Annotated in this window: 18 protein-coding genes; all 18 read left to right on the top strand. The window is 71.8% G+C overall.

The window, feature by feature from the left end:
* Nucleotides 1-867, top strand: coding sequence for a hypothetical protein (locus tag QZY03_RS05725; protein ID WP_295578947.1), 867 nt, complete (start codon nt 1-3; stop codon nt 865-867).
* Nucleotides 868-884: 17 nt separating this feature from the next.
* Nucleotides 885-2,771 carry a phage tail sheath subtilisin-like domain-containing protein gene (locus tag QZY03_RS05720; protein WP_295578945.1) on the top strand — a complete coding sequence of 629 codons (1,887 nt, stop codon included), beginning with the start codon at nt 885-887 and terminating at the stop codon, nt 2,769-2,771.
* An 86-nt stretch (nt 2,772-2,857) separates the two neighbouring features.
* Nucleotides 2,858-3,313 (top strand): phage tail protein, encoded by a 456-nt coding sequence (locus tag QZY03_RS05715; RefSeq protein ID WP_295578943.1) that lies wholly within the window; start codon nt 2,858-2,860, stop codon nt 3,311-3,313.
* 73 nt (nt 3,314-3,386) lie between these two features.
* Nucleotides 3,387-5,537 carry a phage tail sheath C-terminal domain-containing protein gene (locus QZY03_RS05710; protein ID WP_295578941.1) on the top strand — a complete coding sequence of 717 codons (2,151 nt, stop codon included), beginning with the start codon at nt 3,387-3,389 and terminating at the stop codon, nt 5,535-5,537.
* Entirely contained in the window at nt 5,537-6,016 is a 480-nt protein-coding gene (locus QZY03_RS05705; RefSeq protein ID WP_295578939.1) for a phage tail protein, read from the top strand. Before QZY03_RS05710 ends, QZY03_RS05705 begins: the two co-directional genes overlap by 1 nt.
* The gene (locus tag QZY03_RS05700; protein ID WP_295578936.1) at nt 6,013-7,326 is read left to right on the top strand and encodes a hypothetical protein; all 1,314 of its coding nucleotides are present in this window, start codon (nt 6,013-6,015) and stop codon (nt 7,324-7,326) included. Before QZY03_RS05705 ends, QZY03_RS05700 begins: the two co-directional genes overlap by 4 nt.
* Complete coding sequence (locus QZY03_RS05695) at nt 7,323-7,517, top strand: hypothetical protein (protein WP_295578933.1); 195 nt, start codon at nt 7,323-7,325, stop codon at nt 7,515-7,517. Before QZY03_RS05700 ends, QZY03_RS05695 begins: the two co-directional genes overlap by 4 nt.
* Nucleotides 7,514-8,596 (top strand): hypothetical protein, encoded by a 1,083-nt coding sequence (locus QZY03_RS05690; protein ID WP_295578930.1) that lies wholly within the window; start codon nt 7,514-7,516, stop codon nt 8,594-8,596. Before QZY03_RS05695 ends, QZY03_RS05690 begins: the two co-directional genes overlap by 4 nt.
* Entirely contained in the window at nt 8,593-9,294 is a 702-nt protein-coding gene (locus QZY03_RS05685; protein WP_295578926.1) for a phage baseplate assembly protein V, read from the top strand. The genes QZY03_RS05690 and QZY03_RS05685 overlap by 4 nt, the downstream gene beginning before the upstream one ends.
* On the top strand, nt 9,291-11,822 hold the full coding sequence (locus QZY03_RS05680; protein ID WP_295578924.1) for a hypothetical protein: 2,532 nt from the start codon (nt 9,291-9,293) through the stop codon (nt 11,820-11,822). The genes QZY03_RS05685 and QZY03_RS05680 overlap by 4 nt, the downstream gene beginning before the upstream one ends.
* A gap of 52 nt (nt 11,823-11,874) precedes the next feature.
* Nucleotides 11,875-12,264, top strand: a complete 390-nt coding sequence (locus tag QZY03_RS05675; protein ID WP_295578922.1) for a GPW/gp25 family protein — start codon at nt 11,875-11,877, stop codon at nt 12,262-12,264.
* A complete protein-coding gene (locus QZY03_RS05670; protein ID WP_295578920.1) occupies nt 12,264-14,558 on the top strand; it encodes a putative baseplate assembly protein in 2,295 nt (764 codons plus the stop codon). Before QZY03_RS05675 ends, QZY03_RS05670 begins: the two co-directional genes overlap by 1 nt.
* A 546-nt stretch (nt 14,559-15,104) precedes the next feature.
* Nucleotides 15,105-16,976, top strand: coding sequence for a phage tail protein (locus QZY03_RS05665; protein ID WP_295578918.1), 1,872 nt, complete (start codon nt 15,105-15,107; stop codon nt 16,974-16,976).
* Nucleotides 16,973-18,208, top strand: a complete 1,236-nt coding sequence (locus QZY03_RS05660) for a hypothetical protein (RefSeq protein ID WP_295578916.1) — start codon at nt 16,973-16,975, stop codon at nt 18,206-18,208. The genes QZY03_RS05665 and QZY03_RS05660 overlap by 4 nt, the downstream gene beginning before the upstream one ends.
* Nucleotides 18,209-18,221: 13 nt before the next feature.
* Entirely contained in the window at nt 18,222-21,083 is a 2,862-nt protein-coding gene (locus tag QZY03_RS05655) for a hypothetical protein (protein WP_295578915.1), read from the top strand.
* A gap of 3 nt (nt 21,084-21,086) precedes the next feature.
* Entirely contained in the window at nt 21,087-22,703 is a 1,617-nt protein-coding gene (locus QZY03_RS05650; protein WP_295578912.1) for a hypothetical protein, read from the top strand.
* Entirely contained in the window at nt 22,700-24,682 is a 1,983-nt protein-coding gene (locus QZY03_RS05645) for an ATP-binding protein (protein WP_295578910.1), read from the top strand. The genes QZY03_RS05650 and QZY03_RS05645 overlap by 4 nt, the downstream gene beginning before the upstream one ends.
* Nucleotides 24,679-25,581 carry a hypothetical protein gene (locus tag QZY03_RS05640; RefSeq protein ID WP_295578908.1) on the top strand — a complete coding sequence of 301 codons (903 nt, stop codon included), beginning with the start codon at nt 24,679-24,681 and terminating at the stop codon, nt 25,579-25,581. The genes QZY03_RS05645 and QZY03_RS05640 overlap by 4 nt, the downstream gene beginning before the upstream one ends.

Genomic DNA, 25,581 nt, shown 5'->3' with positions numbered 1-25,581 from the left:
ATGGCCGTACCCGCCGAACACGTGATGACCTGGGCCGCCGGGCATTCCCCGGACCGGATTGCCGCGGTCGGCGTCCTGGCCATTCGCCCGCGGCGTTACTTGAGCGACGGTGTTGCGTTGGGACTCACCCCGATCCCGGGGCTGATGGTGCGGGTGCCGGACCGCGAGGAGACGCCTGTCTGGCATCAGTCGACCGGGCTTTACGGCTTTCTCCGGTTGCCGCCGGGGATCGCCCGGGTGGAAGTGTCGGACCCCGCCGGTCGCTATCTGCCGCAGGCGCTGACCGCCGCGGTACCGGATCGGCAGTCGGTGCGGGAGGCCTTGGAGGCGGGCGAGGTGCCGGGTGCGAACGCGCCGCGGCCCCTGTATCTGGACGTCGCGCTGCGCCCGGCGATCGATTTCGCCGTCCCCCCGGGCACTGCCGCGATCTGGGGGCTGGTGCGCGGGCGCGATGACCGGCGTCCGGTCCCCGGTGCCCTGGTGGGGCTGGATACGGTACGGACCGAGGTGGCGGACCGGGTCACCAGCATGAGCGGCCCGGACGGCTGCTACCTCCTGGTTCTGCCCGGTGAAATGATAAATCGCGGTGTTGCGCCGCCGGTGCGCCGCTTCGACCGCCGCCTGACCGTCGAGGTCCCGCGTCCGCCCTTGGCGGCGGCCCTGGCCGGGCCCCAGGGTTATTTGCGGGCGCTGCCGCCGGGTGTCTTCAGCCTTTCGGACGCGGATCGCACTGCCCTGTTCCAGGTCCGTGACTTCCAACTGCGCCCGGCCGTTGGTGCCCTGCGCGAGCGCGTCAACGGCCAGAATCCCTTAACCACGGTTTCCATCGGCGAACGCGTCCGGTGGGATATCGAGCTGTTCCCCTGAGGCCGACGGAGGGTCCCATGCCCGAGTATCTTGCCCCCGGTGTCTATGTCGAAGAGACCAGTTTCCGCGCCAAGTCGATCGAGGGCGTGGCCACCTCCACGGCCGGCTTCGTCGGCCAGGCGCGCTTCGGACCGGTGGAGGGTCTGCCGGTTCTGATCACCGGCTTCGAAGACTTCCAGCGCCGGTTCGGCGACGCGGATGCGCTGCTGCTCGCCGGGGTTCCGACGACCAACCATCTGGCCCATGCGGTGCGCCTGTTTTTCGAGAACGGCGGCAAACGGGTCTATGTGGCGCGCGTGTTCCGCCCCGCGGTCGGCAGCACGACCGCGCTCAGCCGGGCGGGTACGCCGGCCAGCCCGGACCCGTTGGCGCTCTCGGTGCTTGGCGTGGATCGCTTCCTGCGTGCCCGCTTCCCTGGGGCCGCGGGCAATGTGGTCGTGACGGCCCGCGCGTTTCGTAGCGGAAACCTGCTGACCGGCGCGGCACCCAACCGCACGGTCACCGGGCTGCGGTTGGGGGATGTGGTGGAAGCGGTGACCGGGGGTGGAACGGTCAAGGACCGGGTGGTGACGTCCAGCGGTCCGCAGGCGGTGGTCGGAACCAACTTCTACTCGGTCAGTTTCGACTCGGCGGGACGCCCGGTGCTGAGCAACGACGCCAATCCCCCGGCCAATCCACTGGATCTGAATGCCGCGGGGTTGACCGCGGTGCAGAAGATCACCCTGGACCTGACCATCGGACCCAACCAGGACGGCTCGACCGGGGGCCGGCTGGACCTGATCCCGCGCCTGTCCACGCATCCGGACTCCGACCAGTTCGTCGGTCGCATCCTGCGCCATGAGGACCCGGCAAACGGGGTCGAGCCGCCGGCCGATCGCGGCCAGCGGGTCTGGTTCGATCCGGTGGCCGATCTGCCCAGTCTGCCGGCCGACCGCACCTCCTTCGCCCGCGATCTGCTGAACGTCCTGATCGCGCGGTCGCCCATGACGCTGGCCGGGGGCGTGGATGGACGGGCGCTGGAGCCGGCCACTGTCGCGGGCGGAGGCAGCGGGCACGCGGCAACCGGGCTCGCGGCCCTGGCCGAGATCGAGGATATCGCCATCGTCGCGGCCCCCGGGTCCGCCGCGCTGGAGAACGCCGACGACCGTCAGGCGGTCAACGATGTGCTGATCACCCACGCGAGCAACCTGCGCTACCGCTTCGCCATCCTGGCCGGGCCCGCCAACGCCGATCAGGCCGAGATTCGCGAGGTCCGCGGCAAATTCGACTCCACCTATGCCGCGCTCTACTACCCCTGGCTGGTCGTCAGTGTCCCGGGCGGGGCGCGCGAGACCATGCTGCTGTCCCCGGAGGGTGCCATGGCCGGCATCTTTGCCCGCAGCGATATCGAACGCGGCGTGCACAAGGCCCCGGCCAACGAGACGGTCCGCGGCATCCTGCGTTTTTCCAGGAACGTCAACAAGGGCGAGCAGGACGTCCTCAACCCGGAAGGGATCAACTGCCTGCGCTTCTTCGAGGGGCGCGGCTACCGGGTGTGGGGTGCGCGCACCATCACCTCGGATCCGGAATGGACCTATGTCAATGTCCGCCGGCTCTTCATCTATCTGGAGCATTCAATCGACCGCAGTACCCAGTGGGCGGTTTTCGAGCCGAACAACGCGGAGCTCTGGCTCAAGATCCGTCTCACCATCGAGGGGTTCCTCTACGACGAATGGCGCAAGGGCGCCCTCTTGGGTGCGAACCCGGAAGACGCCTTTTTCGTGCGTTGCGACCGGACCACCATGAGTCAATCGGACCTGGACAACGGCCGTCTGGTCTGTCTGATCGGGGTCGCGCCCACCAAGCCGGCGGAGTTCGTGATCTTCCGCATCGGCCAGTGGACCGCGGATGCCTCGCTCGTCTGAAGCCCGGCGTCCGGGCCTGAACCGTTCTCGAAGGCCCGGTCCGCGGTGCGGATCGTCGGCGACCGAATTTTCTACGGAGACCAGACATGGCAACCCTGCGTGAAGACCCCTACGGTCCATTCAACTTCAAGGTCACCATCTCCCCCGGGAGCGGCGGCGAGTTCCGGGGCGGGTTCTCGGATTGCTCGGGACTGTCGAGCGAGATCACCTATGCCGACTATCGGGAGGGCACGGATGCCGCCAACCGCCCGCGCAAGATCCCCCTGATGTACAAGGCCGGGGATGTCACCCTCAAGCGCGGACTGATCGCCGCCCTGGATCTGTGGAACTGGGTCGTGGCGGTGCGCAAGGGCAACATGCAGGCGCGCGCCACGGTAGTCATCGAGTTGTTGAGCGAGGACCACGCGGCCACGGTCGCCACCTGGCGGCTGGTCAACGCCCGACCGTCCAAATGGACCGGTCCCACCCTGGCCGCCAAAGGGGCTTCGGACGTGGCGATGGAGGAACTCACCCTGGTCTGTGAGGACCTGGAGTACGAATGACCGCCGGCCCCGCGGGCGCGCCCGTGCCGCCCCGGCCGATGTGCCGTCCCGTCAGACCTGAGGTTCCGGATCCATGAGTGTCGCACTGCAAGGCAGCCTGTGGCGGCCCGGTCTGCCGCCCGGCGTCTTCGAGGAGGTCCCCGCGGTCGCCCGCCGGCCGCGGGTCCGGCTCGATGTCGCCGCCCTGATCGGGCTCAGCGAGCGCGGTCCGATCAACACCCCGGTGGGGATCGACGATCCCGGCCAGTTCACGGCGTTGTTCGGGCGGGCGCTGCCGGGGCTCAACCTGCCCCAGGCGGTGCGCCTGTTCTTTGCCAACGGCGGCCGGCGCTGTGTGGTGGTGCGTTGCCTGGATCATGCGATGGTCCGCACCGCCCGGTTCATCCTTCCCGGTATCCGTGCCCTGCGCGGCACCTCCGGGCGCCAAGCCCGGTTGGCCGCGCGCAACCCCGGGGCCTGGGGCAATGGTCTGGGGTTGCGGCTGCGCGTGGTGGCGCGGCCCCTGCCGCTTGACCTTGCAATCGACGCCGCCGGGCAGCCCCATTATCTGGCCCCGGACCGCCGTACCCTGGTCGGCAGCACCCTGCGGCTGACCGGCTTGCCGGACTCCCCTGGCGCCGCCCCCCGGCTGCGGCTCTTCCGGGTCACCGGTCTGGGGCCCGGTATCGCGCCTGATCCCGCCGCGGGGGCCGGGTTGGGCACCAGCCGGCAGGGCGCGGCGGAGGTTGAGTTTTACCCCGCCGTCACCGCGGCCTTCCGCGACCCCGAGTTGCTGCGTGCCGCGCAGGAGCTGACGCTGACCCTGGAGATTCACCTGGATGGCCGACTGGTGGAGCGCTGGGAAGACACCGGCCTGCACCCGGATCATCCCCGCTATCTGCCGCGGTTGATCGGGCGGCGCGCGGCGACCGAGGGCCTGCGTCCGCCGCCGGTGCATGACCCGGACCCGGAGGACCCGGGGGCCGAGGCGGACCGGTTGTGGGGCACACTGGACGATCCCTGGGGCTCCGAGTATCTGCGTCCGAGTGCACTGCTCACAGACGCCTGGCTGCGCCCCGGCAAGGCGCTGTTGGACGCGCCAACCGGGCTCTATCTCTCGGGGGCGGAGTTGCCGGTCTCCCGCCGCGGACGCGACGCCAACGTCACCACCGGGCGTGCGCAGTTCTTCGAGGCGACTGAAATGTACCCGGCCCAGGCCGCCGCGGACAGCGATCACCGACTCATCCCCTTCGGTTTTCGGCCCGGCGCGCTGGACGCCTTGGTCCGCTGGGACGACGCCTTCCCGTTTGAACCCATCGCTGTGCTCTATCTGCCCGACCTGCTGCACCCCAGCACCCCGGAGACGCCCGCGGCGGCACCGGCGCTGCCCGCGGACCCGTTCTGCTTTTCCGCCGCCTGCGCCGCGTCGCCCGCCGAGGCGCCACCCCAGGTGCGCGGTTATCCGCTTCTGGGTTTCGACGCCGCGGATCTCCGCGCGGCCCAACAGCGGCTGGTGGCTCACTGCGAGGCCCAGGGTGGACGCATCGCCCTGCTCGATCTGCCCCCCGGGCTGGGTGCCGGGGAGGTCGTGGGGTGGCGGCGGTCGCTGGCCAGTGACCGGGCAGCGCTCTATGCGCCCTGGCTGCGGGTGGATGCGGATGGCGCGGCGCTCAGCGTCCCGCCCGGGGGCGCCGCGGCCGGCATCGTCGCCCAGGTGGAGAACGCGATCGGTGTCTGGGCCGCGCCCGCCAACCGGTCGGTCCTGGGTGCCTTCGCCCGGGTCGAGGATCAGGGGCTGCCGGACCCCGGATTCCTGTTTGAGGAGCGCATTGACGAGATTCGGCGCACCGAGCGCGGTCTGCTGCTGCTCGGTTCCCGCACCACCTCCACTGACCCGGACTGGACCCACATCGGCGTGCGGCGGCTGATCGACTGGCTCAAGGCGCAACTCGCCGCGGACCTGGCCTGGGCGCCGTTCGAGCCCAACGATGCGGCCCTCTGGTCGGCCATGGCCGGCACCGCACGGCGCCGGCTCATGCCCCTGTTCAATGCCGGGGCGCTGGCCGGGCGTACCGACAGCGACAGCTTCTTCGTGCGCTGCGATGCCGGCACCAACCCCCAGGCCGACCTGGACGCGGGCCGCGCGACCCTGCTGATCGGCGTCGCGCCCGCGGTACCGGCGGAGTTCATCGTCTTTCGGCTGGTGCGTCACGGCGCCGACGATGCACGTATGGAGGCACCCTGATGGGCACCGAGGTCCTGCTCACCAACTATAACTTTTCCGTCCAGATCGAGTTGTCCGGCCTGGGCGGGGACGAGGGCCTCGCGCTCGGGGCACGCGGCGCCTTCTCGGAGGTCTCCGGACTCGAGATCACCCTGGAGCCGGTGACCTTCCGCGAGGGCGGCTACAACCGCGGCGCGCGTCAGTTGGTCGGCAAGACCACCAATCCCCCCTTGGTGCTCAAGCGCGGCCTGTCACTGGACCCGGCCTTCTGGACCTGGGTGCAGCATTGCCTGAACGGCACCTTTCCGCTGCCCTATGTCGCCGGCACGGTCCGGGTCTACCAGGCCAGCGGGGCGGGGGCGCCGGCCGGCGTGTGGCGCTTCGAGAACGGGATTGTCAACAAGGTCAAGGCCGCGGATCTCAACGCCGCGGCCGGACGTGAAGTGCCCTTGGAGGAACTGCACATCGTCCATGAGGGCCTGAGCCGGGAGCCGCAATGAGCACCGCCGAATTCAAACGCGCCAAGCTGATCCCGTTCGCTGCCGGGGGCAAGCAGCTTGAGGAGTCCCGCGCCATCCCGCTCGATTTCAATCCGGAGACCCTGACCCTCAAGGTCTCGGGCGGTGAGCAGAAGGACAAAGGCCGTAAGGGACGCCAGCAGGTGCAGAACGTCGGCGCTTCCAAGGCGACCCTGAACTTTGAATGTGTCTTCGACTCCACCCGCCCGCGCGACGGCCAGGCCGGTGACGGCGGGAGCGGCGAGGAACTGCTGGATGTGCGCCTGCGCACCAAGCCCATCGCCGATCTGCTCCAAGTGTTCGGCAGCGGTAAGGAGCAGGCCCCGCGGCGCGTCCAGTTCGCGTGGGGGACCCTGATCTTCAACGGGGTCATCAGCTCGCATCAGGAGGTGTTCGAGTATTTCAGCCCGAGCGGGGTGCCGCTGCGGTCCAAGGTCCAGTTGACCCTGACCGAACAGGAGTTCCGCTACGACGTGGCCGCTACCGACGCCGCCCGGCGCCGTCAGGCGGTCGAGCAGGCCGCCGGCGGCGCGCGCGCCCAGGCCGCCGCTGCCGGGGCCGGCAGCGTGTTGGGGGCGGGCGGCCCCTTCGGCGCCGGGCTGGGGTTGGATCTGAGCGCGAGCTTCGCACTCGAGGTCGGCCTCGATCTGGATTTGGACCTGGGACTGTCGGCGGATTTGGGGCTTTCAGCCAAGTTCGGCGCGTCTGCCGATATCGGTCTCTCGGTGGGGGCCGGGGTCCACCTGGACGCCGCCGCCGCGGTGGACCTGTTCGGCGCCGCGGCCCTGGGCGGCGGTGCGGGCGGTGCGGGCGGAGCGGGCGGCGGGGTGGACCTGGGGCGCAGCGGTCTGGCGCTGCCTCAGCCTTCGCCCGGACTCGCCGCCGCCGGTGCCGTCCCCAACCCCTGGGCCCCCGAGGGTCCGGCCCCGGGGAGCCGCGCGGCCGGACTCGCCGCCGTTGTCGCCAACCAGCGGGCGGGTGGGGCGCTGGCCCGACCGGCTCCCGCCGCGGCTTCCGGCGGCACCGCGGCGGCACCGCCGCTTCCGGTCCGCGGCAGTCCGCCGCTCGCGCCCCAGCGTTCCCTCGGCCTCGCTGTTCCCCTGCTCAGCGTCGGCGGTCCGCCGGTCTCCCGCGACCTGGGCGAGCGTCGCCCGCGCTGGGAGTCGCTGTCGCCCGCCGCGGCGACGGCCGCCGTCCACCCGCCCGGGTGCGGTTGCCGTCGCTGCGGTACGGCAGCCTCCGGTCAGTCCGCGCGTCAGTCAGGCGACGGGTCGGGCGGGGGTGACCGATGACCGTGCATATCGGTGAGATGACCACCACCATCGAGTCCCCGCCAACGGGCGGCGGCGAATCCGGTGCTGCGCTCAGTCCGCAGGAGGGGGCGGCCTTCGAGGTGCAGATCGAGGACCTGCGTCCGCTGGTCCGCGCCCTGGTGGCGGAAGAAATCGAGCGCTGGCTGCGTCGGCGGGGCGACTGCCCATGAGCGGCCAGCCCGAACTCAGCGCCGCGGGTCGCCCACGCATCCAGGTGGACGGCGCTCCCGCCGCGCGCCTGGAAGCGGATCTGATCCGGCTGGAGGCGCGGGCGGACGCGGCCGGCGTGGCCTCCCTGGAGGCGGTCTTCCTCAACTGGGGGAGCCGGGAGGAGGGCAAGCCGGTCGACTTCGTCCACTTTGACCGGACCGCCATCGACTTCGGCAAACGCATCGGCATCGCCTTCGCTGTTACCGGCGCGCCGGAGCCGATTTTCGAGGGGCTCATTACCGGCATCGGCGCCGCCTACCCGGAACTGCGTGCGCCGGAGCTGACCCTGCTCGCCGAGGACGCCCTGACCGGGTTGCGCTATCGCCGCCGCACACGTTTGAGCGAGGATCAGACTGATGGGGCAATCGCGACCCGCATCCTGGAGGACGCGGGTCTGCGCGCCGAGGTCGCGCGCGACGGGGCCAGTCACACCGCCCTATGGCAGGTCAATCAAGATGACCTGAGTGCCTTGCGGGAGCGCACCGGGGATGCCCTGATCGGGCTGCGCGACGGTACCGTGCGGGTGCTGGAGCCCGTCAACGCCAACGATCCACCCATCAAGCTCACCCGTGAGAACGACCTGATCCGCTTCACCGTGCTCGCCGACCTGGCCCACCAGCGCGGCGCGGTGCGGGTTCATGGCTGGGACGTCGCCGCCAAGGAGGCGATCCACGAGAGCGCCGGCGCGGACGCGGTGCGCCCGGAGGCGAGCGGCGGGCGGCTCGGACCCGAGGTGGTGGCCGACGTCTTCCCAGAGGCCGCCGAGGATCTGCATCTGGAAGCCCCGGCCACCGGTGCCGAGGCGCGCACCCTGGCGGAGGCGGCGATGCGGCGCCGGGCGCGCCGCTTCGTGCGCGGGGTCGGAACCACCAAGGGGACGCCGTCCTTGCGGGTGGGCTCACGGGTCAATCTGGTGGATCTGGGTCCCTGGTTCGCCGGGACCTATCTGGTCACCGCCGTCACGCACCGCTTCGACCAGGTGGACGGCTACCGCACCGAATTCGAGGCCCAGCGGGCCGACCTGGGGGACGGATCATGATCCCCGGCGCCAACCCCGCCGCAGTCGGTCAGGACCGCTTCCGCCTCTACGGCGTCTATCCGGCCCAGGTGACCGACGTGCAGGACCCGGACGCCCAGGGGCGGGTGCAGCTGCGCCTGCCCTTCGTGGCGGCGGCGGACGGCGGCGCGGCCCTGGCATGGGCGCGCCTGGCGACCCTGATGGCCGGCGGCGACCGCGGGACTTGGTTCATCCCCGAGGTCGACGATGAGGTTCTGGTCGCCTTTGTCGGCGGGGATCCGCGCCGCCCGGTGGTGATCGGTGCCCTCTGGAACGGCGTGGATGCCCCGCCGGAGACCATGGACAGCGACAACAACGTCCGCTCGGTCACCTCCCGCTCCGGTCACCGGCTCGCCTTCGACGACACCGCCGGGGCCGAGAAGGTGGTGTTGGAGACCCAGAGCGGACACACCCTGACCCTGGACGATAGCGCCGGGGGCACTGTCACCCTCGAACACTCCAACGGCGCCAAGATCAAGATCGACGCGGCCGGCAACATCGAGATTACCGCCAACGTCAAGGTCAAGATCCAGGCCCCGGCGGGGCTCGACATCACGGCCGCCATGGTCACGGTGGACGCGGCGATGTCCAAGTTCTCCGGGGTGGTCAAGGCGGATACGGTGATTACCAACAGCGTGGTCTCGGCGAGCTATACGCCGGGGGCGGGGAACATCTGGTGAGCGCCAAGCCATCCAAACGGCTCCTGGTACCGGCTCTGCGCCTCGCGGCGCGGGAGGTTCTGGTCGCCGTCGCCCCCTTCTTCCTGCGCGACCTGACGCAGGCCCCGGCGGCGCGACCGCCGCTCATCCTGTCCTTCGCGACCGACGGCTTCATGGACGACTTCCTGGCGGTGGCCGGGCAGACCCGGACGCTGCCCAGGCTCCTGCCCTGGCGCGACTGGTCCGAGCCCCCGGATGCCATGCTGGACACCGTCGGCGCCAAACGCTATCCGAACTCCATCGCGCGCGGTCCACTGCTTGCCTTCGAACCCGAGTCCGGGGGCGGGATCGATCCGGACGGGATCCCGAGCGGCACGCCGCCCTGGCTGCGCAAGCTGTATCTGCCGCTGCATGAGCGCTTCAACCTCATCGCCTTCGATGTGGTGTGTCGCTCACCCGGCTGGCCGCGGCTGGCGCGCCCGCGGGTCATGCAGTCCGGGGCGGTGATCCGCCGCCTGGTGCGGCACCCTACCGAAGAGCACTGGCAGGATTGGATCGCGGTGGATGACCAGCACGGCGCCTGGATCGGGCTGCTCGATGGGCAGATGCGCCCGCCGGACCCGCCCGCCGCGTCGGCCGAACACCTGCCGGTCGACCCGGCGGCACTGCCGTTCGCGGACCTCAGGGTGAGCGCCCAGGCGGCGCTGCACGGATTGCTGGACATCCCGGTCGGGCAGGCGCTGCCGCCCGTCGCCCTGACCAGCCAACCCCTGGCCCTGGTCCCGCCGGATGCCGGCCAGGCCGCGGAGCACTGCACCCTGTTCGGCTATCTGCCGGTCTTCAGCAGCGCTCAGGAGGCGGTGACGGCGCGGCTCTCCCAAAGTTCGGTGACCACCATCGCCGCCACCCTGGCTGCCCGGAGCCGAACGACACTCAATGACCTGTTTGCCGCGGCGCCCGCCCTGCGCGCTCGGGCCGCACCTGAGCTGCGCATCCTGTTCGTCGACGCCCTCCTGCCGACGCGCCCGACGGCGGGGGAGATCACCAATGCCCGCATCCTGATCAATAACCCCGGTCACCTGGGGTTCTCCGCCCCGCTGGATATCCACAACGCCGTTGCGACCGGCGTGGACTGGGTGCTGCGCCGCGCCATCGCGGCCCTGTGGACCGGGGTCTCCGCGGCGGCGACCGCCCACCTGGACATCGCCGGGCAGGTACCGACCGGGCAGTTGCTGTGGCAGTCCAGCGGGGCATCCAGCCAGGCGATTCAGCCGGACGCCTTTTCCGCGATGAGCGACGAGGTTCCCGCGGAGTCGGGTGCCCAGCCGGCCGAATGGCTGCATCAGAACACCACCCAACATACCCTGGACTGGGACCGGCTGGTGCGCGAACGGCTGCATCAGGTGGTCGACCACTGGCTGAATACCGGCGTCATCCCTGCACCGACCCAGGGCAACTCCAGTGTGCTCGGCGCGGCGGATCTGTCGGCCCTGCTGCTGCTTGCGGTCCTGCGTCTGCGCGGTCACCGCCTGGCCCTGGCCGCCTATCTGAGCCCGCGCGTGGGCTTGGGGGACGCCGGGGGGCGGCTGCGCGCTGTGGATATGGATGGCAACCCAATCGCTACGGCGGCGGCCCTTGGGGAAGAAATCGAATCCGTGTTGGCCCTGGAGGCCGGGCGTGCCGACCCCAGAACCGCGCCGCCCTGGGCGCCGATCTCCTACCACGCGCTTCCCAACGCGGGCCGCCTCCTCGGCGTCCACCGGGCCGGGGTCGCACTGGCGGATCTCTATGCCGGGCTGGACGCGGGGCTCGGTGCCGCGGGCGGGGTGGTCGGGGCCGAGTTGCGCGCCCGGGCCGCCACGCTGGCCGGTGAGATCACCGGCGTTTTTAGAATCGCCGGGGGTCTGTTGCCGCTGCGCGCCGCCGGGGCCAGTCTGTTCGAGCAGCCGGCGCAGGGTCTGTTGATCCTTCCCGGCTTTCCGTCCGTCGCGGCCACGCTCGCGCAGTTTGCGGACCAGGCCGCGAACCGTTTCGTCCTCGCCCCCGAGTCACTGGCGCTGCCCGAGGCGCGCGCCCGCGAGTCGGCGCCGCGGCTGCGCTTCGATGCCGATCACCTCTATGCCGTCTGGTGCTGGGTGCGGGTGGCCGGGCGCCACCCCTGCGAGCCGGCGCAGGTCATCTGGACCGGACGCAGCGAACCCTTTGCCATCGCCGACCCGACCGATTTGCTGGGCGGGCGCCCGGCGGTCCTCAAGCTGCCGGACATCCCCAAGCTCCTGCGCGATCTGCCGCGCCTGGCCAAGGCGCGGGCGCGGCCCTTTGCGGCGGTTACCGCCCCCGACCGTTCCGGGATCGTCGCCGGGGAAGAGATGGCCGACACCCAGCGCGATTGGGGCATCGGTTTTATCTGCAGTTTCGGCATTCCGGTGCTCACCATTTGCGCGATGGTCTTGTTCAGTCTGATCTTCAGCATCCTGATCCTGATTCCGGGATTCACCTGGATGCTGCTGCTGAAATTCTGCATACCGTTCCCAAAGAAGGGGTCATGACCATGAGCAGCCCGACACCGTTCGCCAGGGAGCCGTTCGCCGGGGGGAGCGCATGAGCGAGTCCAAATTGGGACAAGGGTTGCGTTTTCCCTTGGTGACCGCGGCCGGCTTCGGTTGGGTCGCGGGAGTCGCCGCGGTGGAGCAGTCCATCCGCGCCATCCTGCTCACCGAGCCCGGGGAGCGCATCGCCCGGCCGAATTACGGGGCCGGACTGCGCCGGTTCCTGTTCGCGCCCAACGGGCTGGAGCTGCGCACCCGCATCCGGCTCACCGTCACCGAGGCTTTGGCGCGCGACGAGCCGCGCATCCGGCTGGAGTCGGTCGGGGTTGCCACCGACGAGCGCGAACCCACGGTGCTGCGCATCGCCATTCGCTATGAGGTCCTGGGTGAGCCCGGGGCGCGCAATCTGGTCTTTCCTTTCTATCTCAGCGGGGGTGCCTGATGGCCATCATTCCGCCGCGCCTGGACGATCGCAGCTTCGCGGACCTGAGCGCCGAGCTCAAGCGCCGCATCCCCATTCATGCCCCGGAGTGGACCGACCATAATGCCTCGGATCCAGGGATCGCCCTGATCGAGCTCTTTGCCGCCCTGGGCGACAATCTGCTGTATCGGCTCAATCGGGTGCCGGAGGCGTCGCGGCTGGAGTTTCTGCGGCTGCTGGCCATCCTCCCCAACCCCGCGCGGATCGCCCAGGCGCAGGTGCGCCTCGAGCTGCCGCCCAAGGCGTTCCAGCCGGTGACGCCGGAGTTCCTCGCGGGCGGGACCCCGCGGCTGGAGTTGTCCGCCGGGGAGGTCCGTTTCCAGGCACTGGAGGAGGTCACCGCGCTGCCGGTGGAATTGACCGCCTGGATCAAACAGGGCTACGACGGCGCTGTGCTGGCGGGCGGGGAAGACAACCTGAACACCTTGCTTGAGGACCACCTGGGCAGCGCCCCGCTGCTGGCCAAGTACCAGCCGGTGCCGCTGCCCGCCCCCGCGGGCGGGGTGCTGCCCGCGGGGGTTTCCACCGCGTCCAGCCGGGACGGTCGGATCTGGCTGGCGCTGCTCGCCCCGGCACCGGTGTTCAAGCAACTCGGGAACGACGCCGCCGCCCTGCAACAGATTCGCGGTGCGCTGGCCGGCCAGGTCCTGAATCTGGGCGTGCGCACCGACGACACCCTCTGCGGTGCCGCCGACCACGCGCGCTGCCCGGACCCGGGCGCCGACCCGCCCCGGTGGCCGGTCCGTTTCGAGGTCTCCACCGGGCGCTTTTCCGGCGCGGCGCGACGGGTGGATCGGGTGCTCTACCAGCGCCTGACGGTGGTGGCGGACAGCACCGACGGGCTCACCCGGTCCGGCACCCTGCGTCTGCGGCTGCCGGATAAGGCCCCGGACGGCACTCCCCCCTTCGGCAACTGGACCGCGGACGCCTTCGCCCCGCCCGACCCGGACCTGCTCGGGGTCGGCGAGTTGCCGCCGCGGCTGGACGACGACCAGCTCGCCGCCCGTGTGCTGGCATGGATTCGTCTGGGCCGGGCGGACTCCGCTCACCCGCCGATCCGGCTGCGCTTCATCGATGCCAACATGGTGCGGGTGGAGCAGGCGGTGACCGCGCCCCCGGAGATCCTGGGCTATGGGAACGGTCGGACCGGGCAGACCGGTCGGCTCTCGCGCACCCCGGCGATCCTGGACGCCGAGCGCATCCAGGTCCGCGGCGTGCTGGGTTGGGAGAACTGGACCCGGGTGGACGACCTGGCGCTGGCCGGACCCGACGACCCCTTCTATACCCTGGATCCGGGCGACGGGACCGTCACCTTCGGCGACGGCATCCATGGGCGCATCCCGCTGCCGGGCGAGGCCATCCGCTGCCAGTCGTATCGCTATGGCGGCGGGGTCCAGGGCAATCTGGGGGCCGCGCGGATCAACCGGGTGCGTGCCGGCTCGCCGCCCGGCGCCCTGGCGCTGAAGGCCACCAACCCGCTGCCCGCGGAGGGCGGCGCCGACGCCGAAACTCAGGATGCCGCCGCCGCCCGCATCCCCACGGTGTTGCGCACCAACGACCGGGCGGTGGCCGCGGAAGACTTCGTGACCCTGGCCCTGGAGACCCCCGGCACCGCGGTCGGCCGTGCCCACTGCCTGCCCCGCCACAAGCCGCACGAGCGGGTCGACGGCGTCCCCGGCACTGTCACCCTGATCGTGCTGCCGACCTATGACCCCCTGCACCCCGACCAACCCACGCCGGACCGGGAGCAGTTGCGGCGGGTCTGCGCCCACCTGGAGCCGCGGCGCCTGGTGACCACCGAACTCTATGTGACCCCGCCCCAGTATGTGCGGCTGTCCTGTTCGGTGGCCGTGGAGCCGGACGCCGGAACCGGGGAGGAGACCCTGCGGCGCCATGTGGAACTGGCCCTGCGCCAGCATCTTGCCCCATTGCCGCCCTATGGACCGGACGGTTCCGGCTGGCCCTTCGGCCGCGCCGTGCGCGACCGTGACTGTGAAGCGGCGGTGCTGCGGGTTCAGGGGGTGCGGCTGGTCAATGAGGTCCTGATCGTCGGCCAGTCCATCAGCCGCAACGGCACCCCGGCCCCGGTGACCCAGACCGTCCCGCTGCTCCCCTGGCAACTGCCGGTCCTGCTGGAGGTGCGGGTGGCGATCGGGGCGGACGCGGTGGCCGAACCCCTGCCGCCGCTGGACACTGAGCCCGCGCCGCTGCCGGTGGACGCCATGCCGGTCCCGGTCGGCAAGGAGGAATGCTGATGCCCACTCCGGCTTTCGCCCAGCTCACCGGCCGCCCCATGTGGGGGCATTGCGACCACGACGGGACCCGCCTCGAGGGGCAGCCCGGCGCGTCCGGGGCCGTGGTGCTGGCCGGCGCCGACGGCGCGGGCGGCGGCGACGCGGTTCTGAGCCCGGCCGACCTGGCCGCCTGGCGGGCGGTCATGGGATCAGCGGTGGTGATCGCCTGTGCCCCCGACCGTTGCGCCGCGAGTCGGGTGCTGGCCGGCGGCGGCGGTCGGCCGCTCGCGCTGCTGACACCCCAGGGTTGGATGGAACTGCCGACGCCGGCGGCGGCAACCGACCCGTCGGCGCCCGCTGGTCTGGATTTCGCGCCCCTGGCGCCGCCCCCGGTTCCGGCGGCCCCCGCCGCGATCGGCCAGGACCCCTGGGGCCGGCTCTGGCTCTTGGATCACCCGGGCCGGACGGTGCGGCTGCTGGCGCCGGATCTGCGGGTGGAGGCGTCGCTGGCGCTGCCCGCCGGGTTCGGATCCGCTGCTGCTCGGCTGTACCGCCCTCGGCCTGGTGGTGACGGAGGCCGCGACGTCCCGGCTCCTGGTGCAACCCTGGGGCGGCGAATGGCGGGGTTATCAGGTGCCGCACCCGGCGGCCGGCGAGGCCCTAGTCGCGCTCGCCGCGGACCCGCGCTTCCCGCGCGCGGTCGCGCTGCTGCGCGGGGCGGCCGGTGCGCACCGGCTGCTGGTGATCGGCGCGGATGGGGTCACCCTCTGGGGTCTGCCCATGGTGAGGGACCCGCTGCATCTGATCCTGACCGGCGCCGATACGCTGTTGGTGGGTGAACCCGCGCATCGGCCGGGCGACCCTCGGCCCTTCTTCTTCCGTGAGATGTTGCTCAAGTCCACGGGGCCGGAGGCGGAGCGGGGATTCGCGGTGCGCGGTTTCGACGGGCGCGCCCTCTGGCTGGAGGCGGGTCAGGTCTATGCCACCACCGCCGCCGGTGCCCGGGTCCTTTATCCCCGTGAGCAGTCCCTGCGCGGTGAGGGCGTGGTGGAGACCTTCGCCCTGGACTCGGGCGTTTTCGCCTGTGTCTGGCATCGCCTGTTCCTGGATCTTTGCCTGCCCGCGGACTGTGCCGTGACGGTGGAGGCCAAGACCGGCGATGATCTGCCGCCGTTCGCCGTGCGGCGCGGGCGGCGGCTGCCGGCCGACCTGATCCCGAGCGGCGGCAGCGCCCTCGTCATGCCCGACCTGAACGACCCCTGGCTGCCCTTGGGCTCGCTGACGACGCAGGAGGCCGAGGGTTGGGTGCCGCTCGGCTTCGCTGATGCCCGCCCGGGCCGCGCCGACCTGCCGCTCCCTGGGCTGGACTTGGAGCGCCCCGCCGAGGACCCGCTGGCCCCGCATCGCGGGGTCCAGCCGGCGGTACCCGCGGCGCTGCAGACCCATGAATGGCTGATCGTTGCCCCGCCCGGGCGCTACCTGTGGCTGCGTCTGCGGCTCGCCGGCACCCGCCGGCGCGGCCCCGCGCTTTTTGCCCTGCGCGCCAGTTTCCCGCGCCCTTCGCTGCTGGACTATCTGCCCGCCTATTGGCGGGCCGAGGAGCAGGGCGGGGCGGCCACGGAGCGGGCGCTGGCGCTGTTCGAGGGCTGGACCACGGAACTCGATGGGCGGATCGACGTGCTCCAGCGGCTGTTCGACCCCCGCCTGGCCCCGCGCGAGGCGCTGGAGTGGCTCGCCTCCTTTCTCGCCCTGGTCTTCGACGACCGCGTGCGCGAGGGGGTGCGGCGCCAACTCCTGATCGAGATCGCGCCACTCTATCGGGCGCGCGGGACCTTGCCGGGCCTGACCCGACTGCTCTCGATCCTCGCCGAATCGGCGGTGCAGATCGTCGAGGGGTTCCGGCTGCGGCGGCCCACGGCGGCCTTTGTCGGCGACTCCGCCCTGGGTCCCGGATTGGAGATCGGCGGGCGCGAAGGGGCCTTCGACCTGACCGGCGCCGAGTCCTGGGAGCGCGACTTGGCCGTCGGGCACGCGGCCCTTTTGCTGCGCCGGGCGGGCGACGACCACCCCTGTCCAGCCGCGGCGCCCGCTGATCCGCTCCCGGACGATCCGCTGATCGGCTTCTATCGGCGTCATGCCCACCGCTTTACCGTCATCGTCCCGCGCCCCTGCGATGCGGTCCTGGAGGCGGTGCTGGATCTGGCCATCGAGACCCACAAACCGGCGCACACCATCCACCGCCTGTGCTGGCTGGACGCCGGCTACCGCGTGGGCAGCGCCAGTCTGGTGGGCATCTCACACCTGGGGTCGGTGCGGCGTCCCGCCCCCGCGGTGCTCGGCGACGCCGTGTTGTCGGGCTTCACCACCCTCCACCGCGGCCGCGACGACGACCGCTACCCCTCCTTCAAACCCATGACCCCATGGGGGACGGCGCTATGAGCACAATGACCGCCGAGACCTTCGCCCCGCTGGATGACCAGGACCCCGCCACTCCGGGCGACCCCTTCACCCGGCTGCGTTACCACTACGGCCAGTTGCTCGGGGCCGAGGATTTCGAGACCGAGCAACGCTATTTCCTGCTGCGCAGCCGGCTGCACAACGCCCTGCTGCATGGGGCCGGCACCGCTTGGGGGCTGCGGGTGCGTGAGCAGGTCAGTACCGAGCCGGCGGGGCTGCGCCTGATCTGCGACCCTGGGCTCGCCATTGATGCCCTGGGGCGGGAGATCTATGTCCCGCAGCGGGTCTGCCTGGACTTGACCGGACTCGCCGCCACCCCCTTCTGGGGTGACCTCGCGGCGCCGCCGGCAGCGCCGGGCGAGGCTGACGGTGAGGAAGAGGACCCGGATCCGCGCCGCCGGGTCTATGTGGTGCTGAGCTACCGCGCCTGTCTGAGCGCCCCGGTGCCGGCCGTGACCCCCCCCTGCTCTGACAGCGATGCCGCGCTGGTCCACTCGCGCATCCTCGACGGCTACCGGGTCTGTCTTCAGGCCGAGGCGCCGCCGGATCCCGCCGCCACCCAGCGCGATATCACCGCACTCAGCGCTCCGCCTGGGGTGCGTGAACGGCTGCTCGAATTGATCCTGAACCCCAGCCTGGACCTCGCCCGCTGCTGGGGCGGGGCGGATGAGGCCCCGCTCTTGCTCGCGGCGCTGGATCTGCGGCCGGTGGGTGAGCCGGTCGAGCGGGTCGAATTGGCCGGCGTGATCGACAACGGGGTCCGCGCCATCCTGCCCTCGCTCCAGGCGGTCGCCGACCTGGCGCTCGGGGTGCGCCTGGACGGTGCGCCCGGCGCCACCGCCTTCCAGGCGGTCGGCGTCTCCGCCGCGCTGGAGGAGACGGGCGAGATGATCATCACCGTGACCACCAGCGCCGCGGTGGACGCGGCAACCCTGACCGCCCCGTCCGTCCGGGTGCTGTACTGGGACCCCGCCGGCCCCGGCTGGAAGGAGCCGACGGTCGCCAGCCGCGCGGTCACCCCGACCGGCATCGTCATCGCGGTGGCGGGGGCTTGGGTGCCCGCGACCCGATTCCAGGTCCTGCTCTCCGGCACCGGCGACCACGCCCTGCTGGACATCCAGGGCCGCCTGTTGGCCGGCGTGGTGGGCGACTCGGTGCCGACCGCCGGCGGCCGCGACGCCTGCCTGTCTTCCGTCTACCAAGTCACCGCCTGACCCGGAGTCCAACATGAGCGCATACAGTCAGATGAAGGTGGACCCGGGGTTCTTCAGGGTCATGGCGAAAATGGCCGGCAATGAGAACCTGACCCTGGCCGAGGAGCGGCTGGTCGCCGACTATCTCACCGGATTCAGCCCTCAGGGGGCGGCGCAGGGCCTGCCCGGCGGCCCGGCGGGGGACGTGCGCGGCGATAACAACCTGCGCCGGACCAATTGGTTCAACGGGCGTTATCTTACCGCCGAAGCGCTGTCGCGGCAGGACACCTATTTCGACGCCAGATCCCGGCTCAACGCCCATGCACTCATGCCCGGTATCGCGTGGGGGTTGGGGCTTGCGGTCGACGGGGCCAACGCTACCCCGGTCCTTCCCAATGTCGATCAAAACCAGCGGGCTAATGGCTTCCCGGTGAACCGGCAGATCGCGCTCCAGCGCGGGCTCGCCTTCGACCACTTCGGCCGGCCGATCCTGGTCTCTCAGGCGTTCAACTTCACCGTGGAGCAATTGATCGGTACCTATCGCAAGACCCCCCAGCGGGTGGTCGGCGGCGGGACCGAGTTTGCTCCCTGCCTCTGTCTCGCCCCGGATCCGGCCGGCCCCACCAGCGGCGGTCCGGCGGTGCCCCCCGGGACCTATCTGCTGGTCATCGAGGCCGGGGAGACCGATGAGGGTGGGGCCAAGGTCATGGGAGAGGTCTGCGCCGGGGCCGCCCCCGTCACCTGTCGGGCGGATGCCTGGCGCGGCGGCTTCGGGCTCTCGCTGGTGCGCTTCCCGGTGGAACTGCCGCTGCGGCCGGACCTGGGCACCGCCTGGGACTTGCGCGGCACGCTGTCCGCTTACTACTTCGATGTCTTCGAGCACCCGCTGTGGCGGCGCTGGGACCCGGACTTTCTGGCCGACGGGGTCTTTTGCCGGGACACCGGGCCCGGGCGCCACGATGCCGGGGCCATCGCGCTGGCCATGCTCCACCTGGCCGAGGACGGCACCGTGCTGTTCCTGGATCAGTGGATCCCGCGCCGGACCCTCTGCGACACCCCGGCCGAGGACTGGCACCGCACCCGCTTCGGCGCCCCGCCCCGCGCCGCCGCCTGGGCGCGCATCCATCAGTTCCAATGCATGTTGGCGGAGGGGCTGACCCGCGAGCCCCTGCGTCCCTTCCGCAACGATCTCTATACCCGCGGCTTCAGGCACATTCCGCCCATCGGCTTCCTGCCGCTGCGGCTCGACCCGCAGGAAGACCAGGGTAACAACCCGGACTCAAACATCGGCGTGACCGCGTTCGACGAGATTTTCGCCATGGCCGGGGCCGGGGACTTCCTGGTCTCGCCCCTGGTGCGCCGCGGCATGGCTGAGGCGGCACGCTATTTCGACAATACCAATGTCATCACCTATGGCGTCGTCGCGCTGCACGACGATGACATTCTGGAGGATTTGGGCAACGTCTTCGATAAAGATCCGATTCAGGTCACCAGGCCCCATTGGACGCTCGACCGATCCCTCTACGACCGCGCGCAACAGCCGGCAGCGCTCGACACCCACAAGTCGACGAGTGCTTACAAGGTGCTCGCGACCAACAGGTTCTTCGCCACCCTTGAGGTCCTGTTCCGGGTGCTGGGTCTGGAGCACCTGGTCAACCGCCGCACCGAGATCGTCAAGCTGGTGGTGCCGCTGCAAGGGCTCACCCGGCGGCACCCGCTGCTCGGACCGATCGCCGCGGACGCGCTGCCCCAGGGGACCGCCTGGGGGGTGAACCCGGCGGCGACCGCCGGCGGACCTCTCGCCAACCTGGACCCGGAGCTGTTCCCGGAGGCCGCGGCCCTGGCCGGGATTATGCAGCGCCTGGGGCTCGACATGCTGCCGCGGCACTTCGTGGTCTATGTCAAACAGCGTCTGGTGCTCCTGGATCTGCTGTTCTATGTGTTGGAGCTGATCCAGGTGCTGATCGAGTGGGTGACCCTGGCCGGGGCCATCGTCAAGGTGGGCAGCGGTCAGAACACGGCGGGCGACCAAGCGCAGATCCGGGCGCCCCAGGTTCAGGATTACCGCCGCGCGCTTGCCGCCCAACCGGCGGAGAAGCGTGCCATCATGGTCGCCGTACTGGGCCGGCCCGAGGTTCAGGATACGCTGGTCCAGGCCGCGGACCTCTCCGGGTCGGAGCTCGCGGTCTCCAGCCGCAACCTGGCATTCCGGCGCGACGTGGCCGCGGTCGAGGCGCCCCTGGCCTTTGAGATTCCGGACGAGACCCTGCGCCGCCGTACCGCTGTCGATCGGGTGGCCGATGCCTATGCCGCCGAGTACCCGGACTACCAGGTCATGCAGATCCTGGCCGCCGTCCAGCCCCCGATCCAGACCCTGGCGGTGGTCGACAAGCTCGCCATCGGCCGGGCCGCCGCGCGCCAGGGGACCGTGGCGGACGCCCTGACGGCCGCGGGTCCCAAGGTCTTTGCGGACAACGACTCCCGCTCACTCTACGCGGACCTGCGCCGGACCATGGGCGAGCGCAAGATCAGCGACTATGTGCCGGATGCCAAGACCGAGTTGACCGCCGAAGCGGTCTTGGCGCGCTCCCCGGCCGAGGCCGAGGCACTCCTGGGCGCTGAAACCTACAAGCAGTTCACCGCGGCCTTCACCACGGAGCGGGCGGCGGCCACCGCGGGCGCGGAGGTTCTGAGCAAAGGCGTGCCGACGGCCGTGGCGGACGCGCTGGAGACCGAGATCCGCGCCGGGTCCACCCCGGCGGCGGCGATTGAGAAGGTTAAGGCGGGCACCTCCATCGAGAACCAGCCGCTGCTCGACTCCGCCGCCACGGTGCTGCGTATCAACGGCGGCAATCTAGCCGCTCTGCAGCGTATCAAGCGCACGCCGAGCCGTTAGGCCATGACCGCCACGCTCGCCATCGGTCGGCTCGCGACCCGTATCCGGGCCGCGGACCCGGACCGGGTCGCGGCGCTGACCGGACAGGTCCGCGCCGTGCTCGGCGGGCGGCTCAGGCAGGATTTGGACGGGATTGCCGGCCGCGCCCTGGCCCGCGCCGGGCTGCCGGCCAGCGCGGTGGTGGCGGTGCGTCGGCTGAGCCTGCGCCTGCGGGTCGGCGTTGCGGTGGACAGTGCTCGCCTCTCTCAGGGCTGGGCCGATGCCTGTGAGCAGGCGCTGGCGCAGTCCTTGTCCGGGGTGCCCGCGGGGGCTGACGTCGAGGCCGCGGATCAGGTCTGGTTTCCGGACCCCTGGGCGGCGGAGCGCCGCTACCTGGAACTGGCCGCGGCCGGGGTGTCCCCGGCCTGGTGGGTTTCGGCGCTGGTGGACGCCGGGGCGGACACCCCGCGACCCGCCGTCATTCTGCAACGCTGGCTGGCACTGGACCCGCCGCGGGCGGTGATCACGATGACCGCGCTCGCCGCGGCCGACCAGCGGGTCACCCGCCTGCTCGGCCAACCGGAGGCGGCGGACCTGACCCGCGCACTGGTGGTCCGTCTGAGTGCCGCCGCGCCTGGATTGCCGGACGGGGAGGGGGCGCCGACGGATGACGGCGGGGCCGTGCGTGCGCGGGCCGCATTCCTGCGGGAGGGGCTGGGCCGTCTCCGCGGGCTGGCCGAATCGTTGACGGTTGCCGCCGGGGGCGCGGATGCCGCCGGCCTGAGCCGGGCCGCCCCCTGGCTGGCCGCCGCGCTGTTCGCCCGGTACCCCGCGGTCTGTCGGCTGTCGCCAACCCTGATCCTGGACCTGATCGCGCGGACGCTCGTCCAGTGGGCGGGCTCGCCCGCGGTCGGCCCGACGCTCCCGGCCGCGGCCGCGGCCGACTCCCACCCTGGCGCGCGGCGGCCGGCGGTCGCCGGGCGACCCGATCAGGGGACCGGGGGCGCGGTAGCGGCCGAGTCGTTCCCGGACTCCGGCCGCGTGTTCGGCGCGGCGGACGAGGGATCGACCGATGGGACGCCGGGCCTGCCGATCCATGCCGGGGGCCTGTTGCTCCTGATCCGGCCGCTGCTCAAGCTCGGGCTGCTCCCGGATGCGCCGCACCTGGCGAGCCGTCTGGGCGACCTGGCACTCACCGCGCTGCGCCGGGTCCTGGCCCCGTTGCCGCCCGGTGAACTGGCGGCGGCGCAGGAGCGCGAGCGGCCCCTGCTCGCGGTGTTTGCCCCGGAGTGCGACTGGGGGGCGCGCATCGCCGCTATCCCGGTGCGGGACCCCACGGCGGCCGCCGACCTGCTGGCCGCCCTGAGCGCCGTCATCCCGGCGGAAACCGCCTTCGCGCCCGGTGCGTCGCGCCGGATCTTCGGTTCATCGACACCGGCCATCGGCACCGCGGCGGACCTGCTGCTCGCCCGGCTCCTGCTGCGTCCGGGACGGCTGCGCGTCACCGACTGGGAGGCCGAACTGACCTGGCCACTGGCCGCGGCGGATCTGGCCCTGCGCCGTGCCGGCTGGGACCAGGATCCGGGTTGGGTGCCCTGGCTCGGGCGCACCCTGCGCCTGCGCTTCGGAGAATCGGGATGAGCGCGGTGAGCCTTGTGCCGCGGGCGGCGCCGGTCGCCCTGCTCGACCTGTGGCTGGCCCTGGCCGCCGGGCGCCTGCTGTTGCGCCGCCCGGAGGACGCGGGCCTGCGGCGCCTGGTCACCGCGTACCAGCCCGTCGCGGACCCGCGCGCCCTGGCCGAGTGGATCGCCGCCGCGTCCACAAACCTGTTCGCCGCCCTTGCCGACCACCCGGAGCGCGAGCCGCTGGGGCGGATCAGCGCCGGCTGCGGGCTGTCCGGGTTCGATCTGGACCTGCTTGCTTTCGCCGTGCTGCCCTGTCTGAGCGAGGATGGCGCCGCGACGGTCGTCGAACTCAGCGGCGGCGCGCGCCGGCTGACACTGGGTCTGGCCCTGAAACTCCTGTTCGGCGACGCCGCGGATCCGGCCGCGGTGCGCGCCGCGGTCCGCGCCTCGCCCCTCTGGTCGAGCGGTCTGATCCACCCCGGCGAGGCCGCGCGTCCGACCCTGGAGCGTCGGCTGGACCCTACCGAGTCCCTGCTGGCCGGGCTCGACGGGGCGGCCCCATCTCACGTGGGGGAGGGCTGGCGCCCGCGTTGGGTGCAACCCCAGTCCCGGCCCGCCGAGAGCATCCGGCGGGCGGCCGAACGGCTGGCCGCGCAGCCGGGGATCTGTGTTCACCTGGCGGGTCAGCCGGAGCGTGCCGAGCAGGTCCTGGCGGTAGTCGCCGGGGCGGCCGGAGCCCTGGTCCTGGACGCCCCGGACGACCCCCATGCCGCTCCGCCCTGGGCCGAGGCGCAGGTGGTTGGGCTGGGCACCGGTGCACTGGTCGCCCTGCGGACCGACGCTTTGCAGTTGGCGGCGCCCTGGTCCGGCGCCGACGTCAGACCGGTCGGCGGCACCGCCGCGCCGCTGCCGATCATCGCCCCGGCCACATTCATTCTGCGCGGACCCCTGGCGCGGCTGGTGCGGCTGGAAGTCGGCGCCAATGATCCCTTGGAGCTGTCCGACGCCTGGCGCGCGGCCCTGGGCCTGGATCAGGCGGCGGCGGATGAACTGGCCGGACGCAACTGGCTGGATGCGGATGCGCCGCGGCGCGTTGCCGCGGTGCTCCTGACGGCGCCCGCGACCGGCGTCGTCGGCGCCGGGCTGGAGGAGGCCCTGGCCGAGGTGGCCAGCCTGACCCCGCCGCGCGCCCTGCGACTCGCCACCCGCCGCACGCCCGAGGTCCCCTGGGGGCGGCTGGTGGTCCCGGCGGAGACCCAGACACGCCTGGCCGACCTGGTGCGGCGGGTGCGTCGTCGGGTCACGGTGCAACTGCGCTGGGGTCTGGCCGCGGGCGGGCGCGGACGCTCGGTCATCGGGTTGCTGCATGGCGACTCCGGCACCGGCAAGACGCTGGCCGCCGAGGCCATGGCCACCCGGCTGCAACTGCCCATGCTGGCGGTCGACCTGTCGCTCGTGGTCTCCAAGTACATCGGCGAGACCGAGAAGAACCTTGCGGAACTCTTTGCCGCCGCCGAGGGCTTCGCGGCACTGCTCTTCTTCGACGAGGCCGACGCCCTGTTCGGGCGCCGCACCAATGTGCAGGACGCCCACGACCGATACGCCAACATCGAGGTCAACTACCTCCTGCAGCGCCTGGAAGCGTTCGAGGGCTGTGCCATCCTCGCGACCAACCTGCTCCAGGGGGTGGACGAGGCCTTCCTGCGCCGCTTCGACCAGGTCATCCACTTCCCGCGCCCGGGGGTGGCCGAGCGGCTGCACATCTGGCGCGGCCATCTGCCCAAGGGACGGGTGGCGCCGGGTGTCACGGAAGAGCAGTTGGCGCTGCGCTTCGAACTCACTGGAGGTGAGATCCGCAACGCGGCCATCGGCGCGGCTTTTGCCGCCGCCGACGGCGATGGGGTGGTCACCGGCGCGCTCCTCGAGGCGGCGGTGGCCGAGGAATTCAACAAGAAGGGCAGGCCCTTTCCCGGCCGCCCGGGAGGAGCCGGATGACTGACATCAACACGACCCTGACCCAGACCGAGGCCACCCTGGCGGCACTGCAGCAGACCGCGGCGGCCGCCGCCGCGGGGGGCGCCGCCCAGGCCCAGACCGCGGCGGCGGCCTGGCAGGCTGTCGCCGAGCTCGCGGCCGCCAAGGCGCAGGCCGATGGCCTGCGCGGCCAACTCGTGGCGCGGGACGCCAAGTTGACCCAAGCGCTGACGGCCCGCGCGGCGGCCCTGGCCAAGGCCGAGCTGGAACGTACCGCGGGCGGCAAGCCCCTGGCGGACGCTACCGCCACCGCCCTGGCCATGGTGGTAGCACTCGCCGCGGGCACGAGCCCGGCCACGCTGACGAGCGACGCGCTCCCGGCGGTCAAAAAGGTCGATGACGACATCGCCAAGCTGGACGATACCGCGGTGACCGAGCTGGCTGCTGCCGAGGCTGACCTGCTGGTCAAGCAGGCGGCCTACGACGCGAAGCAGGCGGCCGCCGACGCGGCCCTGGCCGCGGCGGAGGCCGCGCCGGTGGACCTGCCCAAGACGCTGGCCCGCGCCCTGTTGCGCCGTGAGGAGGCCGCCGCCTGGTCGAAGGCCGGGGCCGCGACCCCACAGGCACGTGGTGCCGCCGCCGCGGTTGCCTTTGCCGACTATGAGGCAGCGCGCAAGGCCCTGAACGACGCCAAGCCAGCCAGCGCCGAGACCAAGCTCACGACCGACTGGAACACCGCGCGCGATCAGGCCCTGTCGGCGCTGGCCGACCTGCTTGTCGCCCGCACCCTGGTGAGCCAGCGCCGGCTCAACCTGGCGACCAAGCGGGCCGCGATGGCGGCCAAGGGCTCCACCCGCGACGCGGACGCCGCGGCGGCCGTCAGCGCCGCCCTGACCCCGCCGCCCCCGCCCGGTCCTTGA

Source organism: uncultured Lamprocystis sp. (genome assembly GCF_903933125.1).
GTDB lineage: Bacteria > Pseudomonadota > Gammaproteobacteria > Chromatiales > Chromatiaceae > Thiodictyon.
This window is presented reverse-complemented; position numbering and strand designations above follow the sequence as displayed.